This window comes from Streptomyces sparsus, from assembly GCF_054776295.1.
Window position 1 is genome coordinate 1 of sequence record NZ_BAAHCA010001236.1, and the last position, 1,170, is coordinate 1,170.

The window sequence follows — 1,170 nt, forward strand, 5'->3', positions numbered from 1 at the left end:
GAAGCTGTACGCGCCGGTCCGCTACCCGAGCAGCGTCATCCTGCCCGACGACTCGCTCCCCCGCCGCGGGCCGCGCGCCGGCCGGGTCAGCCTCCCAGGCCCCGGTAGCGGCGTATCGCCAGCGGGGCGAAGACGGCGAGCAGGACGAGCGGCCACAGCACCGCCAGCAGCACCGGGTGCTGCGCGGCCCAGGAATCGCCGCTGTGCCACTGCGGGTTGCCGAACAGTTCACGCAGCGCGGACGCGGTCGCCGAGAGCGGGTTCCACTCGGCGACGGCACCCATCCAGCCCGGCATGGTGCCCGGCGCGGTGAACGCGCTGGACAGGAACGCCACCGGCCACACGAGGATCTGCACGGTCGCCACCAGCTCCGGGCGCCCCGCGACGAGGGCCAGGTGGATGCCGACCCACAGCATGGCGAAGCGCAGCAGGAGCAGCAGTCCCAGTGCGGCGGCCGTCTCCGCGGGTGAACCGTGCCAGCGCCAGCCGACGGCCAGGCCGGCGCCGACCATCACCAGCAGCGCCGCGGCGGAGCTGAGCATGTCCAGCATGCTGCGGCCGACGAGCACGGACGAGGTGGAGATCGGCATGGACCGGAAGCGGTCGATGATGCCCCGGTTGAGGTCCTGGGTGAGGGCCACCATCGTGCCCTCCAGCCCGAACGCGACGGTCAGCGTGAGCATGCCGGGCAGGAGGAACTCCTGGTAGGAGCCGCCTTCGACGGCCATGCCGCCGCCCAGGAAGTACGCGAACATGACGAGCATCAGCACCGGGAAGAGCAGTCCGACGGCGAGTTGGCCGGGCTGGCGGGCCCAGTGCGAGAGGCCGCGCCGGGTCATGGTCAGGGAGTCGGTGAGCAGCCGGGCGAGGCGTGCGGAGGGCGTCCGGGGCGGGGCGGGCACGGTGACGGATCCGGGGCCGGTCGGGACGGTGGCGGGGGCGGTGGTGCTGCTCATGCGGCGCTGCCTTCCTCGGGGCGGGCGGGCTCGGGGCGGTCGGTGAGGTTGAGGAAGACCTCGTCCAGGGTGGGTCGGCGCAGCGCGATGTCGTCGATGTCGGCCGCCGCGAGGCCGGCGGCGGTGAGCTGCCGCACGGTCTCGGCGAGTGCCGCCATCCGGTCGGTGACCGGTGCGCTGACGAGTCGGCGGTCGGGGTCGGTGTGCACGTCGG

1 protein-coding gene and 1 pseudogene are annotated in these 1,170 nt (G+C 73.8%); both read right to left on the reverse strand.

Annotated features, from left to right (window positions below; genetic code table 11):
• Window positions 1-86: 86 nt before the first annotated feature.
• Window positions 87-956, reverse strand: coding sequence for an ABC transporter permease (locus ACYVE9_RS27610; protein ID WP_461030621.1), 870 nt, complete (start codon window positions 954-956; stop codon window positions 87-89).
• Window positions 953-1,170, reverse strand: a pseudogene (locus ACYVE9_RS27615) (daunorubicin/doxorubicin resistance ABC transporter ATP-binding protein DrrA); the annotation flags it as partial. The pseudogene ACYVE9_RS27615 and the gene ACYVE9_RS27610, both read right to left, overlap by 4 nt.